At 59.0% G+C, this 4,163-nt stretch carries 3 protein-coding genes and 1 pseudogene; all 4 read right to left on the reverse strand.

All coding sequences use genetic code 11. The annotated features are described in order from the left end of the window. Positions 1–630, reverse strand: a pseudogene (locus WCA53_RS05795) (autotransporter strand-loop-strand O-heptosyltransferase); the annotation flags it as partial. Between the two features lie 93 nt (positions 631–723). Further along, positions 724–1,482 (reverse strand): HesA/MoeB/ThiF family protein, encoded by a 759-nt coding sequence (locus WCA53_RS05800; protein ID WP_423906787.1) that lies wholly within the window; start codon positions 1,480–1,482, stop codon positions 724–726. A gap of 144 nt (positions 1,483–1,626) precedes the next feature. Next, positions 1,627–3,186 (reverse strand): S41 family peptidase, encoded by a 1,560-nt coding sequence (locus tag WCA53_RS05805; RefSeq protein ID WP_423906790.1) that lies wholly within the window; start codon positions 3,184–3,186, stop codon positions 1,627–1,629. Between the two features lie 224 nt (positions 3,187–3,410). Beyond that, complete coding sequence (gene gpmA, locus WCA53_RS05810) at positions 3,411–4,157, reverse strand: 2,3-diphosphoglycerate-dependent phosphoglycerate mutase (RefSeq protein WP_423906793.1); 747 nt, start codon at positions 4,155–4,157, stop codon at positions 3,411–3,413. Positions 4,158–4,163 lie beyond the last annotated feature (6 nt).

Below are 4,163 nucleotides of genomic sequence, written 5' to 3' on the forward strand. Positions count from 1 at the left end.
GTATTCTCCCGGAGGCACGCCGAGCTGATAGGCGACGGTGTCCTGCATGCTGCTGATACGCGGGTCGGTCGGCTGATGGTCCCGGTCGAAGAACGGCACGATCCAGCCGAAGTAATAGGTGGCGTAGTAGGTGTCATTCAGCGCTGTCAATTGCGTTTCGGTTGCAAGATGCAGATGTGGATAGCCACCCCGATACAACGGCTGAAGGTGTTCGCCCATGGGCACGTGTACTTCGCACTGGTGCTGTTGGCGAAACGCTTCGATGGCAGGCATCCACGCAATCGAATCGCCGAGCGCCCATGGCGGCATGCACAGTCGGATCTTCTTGCCCGTTGGATTGAACGTATGGGAGAAAACCACACGGGGCCCATCGAATACTTCCAGCCGGAAGCGCACGTAATATTTGCGCATGCTGGCAATGACGACATTAGCTTCGACCTGCTCGTTCAAGAGTACGTTGAACGTATCGCTATCGAACATTTTGACACGCCAGCCGCTGACCGGAACTTGCACACGGCAGCCGTAGTTGAAATCGAAACGAATTCCTTCCGGGCCTTCAAGTACGGGAATTGACGGGCCTTCCGGCATTTCGGGCCTGCCTCGATTACTGGCCCTCGCGCTTTCGCTCATCTTATTGTTCTCGTTAAAAACGAGCGCCCAGCATAGACTTCTTGCCCTCTCAACTGAACTGGATAACTCTTAATTGAGACGATTGTTTTTCAATCAAGCGGTTCCTCCACCGGCACATACCGGGCAGCTTGCCTGGCGCGCGATGCGCATCGTGTTCCACTCCATGCGTAATGAGTCGAGCATCATCAGGCGTCCTTGCAGCGTCACGCCGAAGTCGCCGATCAGCCTTAGCGCTTCGGCCGCCTGCATCGTGCCGATGATGCCAACCGTCGGCGAGAAGACGCCCATGGTGGAGCAGGCGACTTCTTCGAATGCATCGTCGGGCGGAAACACGCATGCGTAACAGGGGGAATCGGGCGAACGGAAATCGAAGGTGCTGATCTGGCCGTCGAAGCGCAGCGCGGCGCCTGAAACGAGCGGAACACCGTGCCTGACGCAGGCTGCGTTGATAGCGTGGCGGGTCGCAAAATTGTCGGTGCAATCGAGGACGACGGTAGCCTGCGGGACGTGCTGATCGAGCCAGAGGGTATCAGCACGGACAGCGAAAGTATTGACGCGAACTTCAGGATTGAGCGCGGCGAGCGTTCGACGAGCCGAATCCACTTTGGACGACCCGACCGAGCCACTGACGTGCAGGATCTGACGTTGAAGATTGGTGAGATCGACGGTGTCGGCGTCGACGAGGGTTATCTCGCCAATGCCCGCTGCCGCCAGATACATGGCGGCCGGCGAACCCAGTCCACCCGCTCCCACAATGATGACGTGTGCATCGAGAAAGCGTTGTTGCGCTTCGATGCCAATTTCATCAACAAGGATGTGGCGGGAGTATCGGAGGAGCTGATCGTCGTTCATGGAAGGCTTACAAGCCAGGCGGCGAGCGCCTATCTTTCCCCCTTTCCTTGGCGTAGCAAGGAAAGGGGGGCGGCCCGGACGGGGCCAGCGCTGGCAAACGACACCAGGGGAACCGTAGTCAATTCCACGGTAGCCCGAAGTGCATTACTGCGCAGACGACGCCGCCGGCACAGATGCAGCCCCAGGCGTAGCGGCTAACGCAGGCGGTACAACCACTGGCGCAGAAGCAGACGTTTCCGGCTTGTTCTCGGCCAGCTTGCGCTCGGAAACAGACTTCGATTCTTGTACCGGCTTGCCCTCGAGCTTGTTCAGCGCCTGAGCGAGCATAAAGTCGTCGGCACTACCAAACTCGACCGGTTTGCGATCACGGTCCTTGCGGCGTTGCTCCGGCGTCTTCTTGTCATTCTGCTCTTCAAGAATCTGCAGTTGCTCAAGCCGGTCCGCTTCGCGAGCCTCTTGTTCCTTCTTCTCGTTTGGATCCTGCGTGTTCGCCAAGTGGTTGGAATAGTCCACTTCGCGCGTGACGAGTGCGTCGTCCGGATCGCCTTCCGCGTATTGATCGACCGGAACGTCAGGGCGAATACCCTTGTTCTGGATCGACTTGCCGCTAGGCGTGTAGTAGTAAGCCGTGGTCAGACGCAAGGCGGTGTCGGCCGTCATGGGCCGGACGGTCTGTACGGAACCCTTGCCGAACGTGGTCTTGCCGACGATCAACGCGCGGTGATGATCCTGCAGTGCACCCGCGACGATCTCGGAAGCCGAGGCCGAATAGGCATTCGTCAACACGACGATGGGGACCGTCTTGAAGATCTGGGGCACGTTCTTGAGCGGATCGGAATCGAACGAAGGCAGACGATAGTTCTCGTACGTATCGCGGAACGTCTGCTTCGCGTCCGCGATTTGTCCATTCGTCGACACCACGACTGCGTTGTCCGGCAAGAACGCGCCGGCCACGCCAACGGCGCTCTGCAGCAAACCGCCACCGTTATTGCGCAGGTCGATCACCAGACCCTTCAGGTCAGGCTGCTGGCGCGCGAGATCTTGCAACTTCGCCGCGAGATCAGGAACGGTGCGTTCCTGGAAGCTCGTGATCCGGATATAGCCGTAACCCGGCGCCGGAACCTTCATCTTCACGCTTTGTACGGTGATAAGCGCACGCGTCACCGTGACCGGGAACGTACGGTCGTCGGTCTTGCGGAAGATGGTCAGCGTAACCTTCGTGCCCGGATCGCCGCGCATTTGCTTCACCGCGTTGTCCAGCGTCATGCCGCGCACGGGTTTGTCGTTGATACGCGTAATCAGGTCGCCCGGACGAATCCCCGCGCGGAACGCCGGCGTGTCTTCGATCGGCGAAATGACCTTGATCAGGCCGTCTTCCGACGAAATCTCGATGCCGAGTCCGGCGAAGCGGCCCTTGGTCTGCTCCTGAAGCTCTTCGTAATCGGTCTTGTCGAGATAAGACGAGTGCGGGTCGAGGCTCGACACCATGCCCTTGATAGCGGCAGTGAGGAGCTTTTTATCGTCGACCGGTTCAACGTACTCATGCTTGATTTGGCCAAAGACTTCGGCAAACAACCGCAATTGATCGAGCGGCAGGGGCTCGGTTGCGGATTGCTGGGCGGAAGCGGAGAGTTGCAGGGTGGCGAATACGCCGGTAGCAAGTCCCGCGGCGATCAGGCCGATATTTTTCAGGTTCTTTCGCATAGAGTCTGTTGCGGTCGGAAGCGGATTAGGCTACATCGTGGTTGACTGGGCAGTATAACTGCAAGCCTCGGAGCACAACTTAAACACAGCTTAAGGATATTAAATCGAAAGCCCCGCGTCTAAACCCCTGCGGGAGCGGCAGGGCGCTCGCGTCGCCCGATTGAGCGGCGATGAGCGCCCTGAACGCAACGGGTCCATTGCCGCCACCTGATAAAGCGAAAGCCTCAGCCGGCTTTGCCCTGCTTGGCCACCGCAGCCTGCGCCGCTGCGATCGCGTCCGCGTCACCGAGATAGTAGTGCTTGATCGGCTTCAGGTTTTCGTCTAGTTCATAGACCAGCGGTACGCCGTTCGGAACATTCAGCCCGACGATGTCGTCGTCGGAAATCTGGTCCAGATACTTGATCAGCGCTCGCATGGAATTGCCGTGGGCCGCGATCAGCACGCGCCTGCCGCTTTTAACAGCCGGTGCGATGGACTCGTTCCACAGCGGCATCACGCGTGCGACCGTGTCTTTCAGGCATTCGGTCAGGGGCAACTGCTCGCGGGGCACCTTGGCGTAGCGCGGGTCGTTGAACGACGTGCGTTCGTCCGATGGGTCCAGTGCGGGCGGGGGCGTGTCGTAACTCCGACGCCACACCAGTACTTGCTCGTCGCCATATTTCTTTGCGGTCTCGGCTTTGTTCAGGCCGGAGAGCGCGCCGTAGTGACGCTCGTTCAGTCGCCACGAATGAACAACCGGCAGATACATCTCGTCCATCTCGTCCTGCACGAGCCAGAGCGTGCGGATCGCGCGCTTGAGCACCGACGTGTACGCGATGTCAAAACTGAACCCTGCTTCCTTCAGCAGCAACCCAGCCTGCGTGGCTTCACGGCTGCCTTGTTCGGTCAGGTCTACGTCGACCCAGCCGGTAAATCTGTTTTCCTTGTTCCACGTTGATTCGCCGTGGCGGATGAGCACTAGTTTGTACATGATGTC

Origin of the sequence: Caballeronia sp. (assembly GCF_049581465.1) — a bacterium.
In the GTDB taxonomy this organism is placed as follows: domain Bacteria; phylum Pseudomonadota; class Gammaproteobacteria; order Burkholderiales; family Burkholderiaceae; genus Caballeronia.

Bases quoted from the DNA above. Each gene is read 5' to 3' on its own strand.
- WCA53_RS05800 (WP_423906787.1), bottom strand. From the start codon at position 1,482: ATGAACGACGATCAGCTCCTCCGATACTCCCGCCACATCCTTGTTGAT.
- WCA53_RS05805 (WP_423906790.1), bottom strand. From the start codon at position 3,186: ATGCGAAAGAACCTGAAAAATATCGGCCTGATCGCCGCGGGACTTGCT.
- gpmA (WP_423906793.1), bottom strand. From the start codon at position 4,157: ATGTACAAACTAGTGCTCATCCGCCACGGCGAATCAACGTGGAACAAG.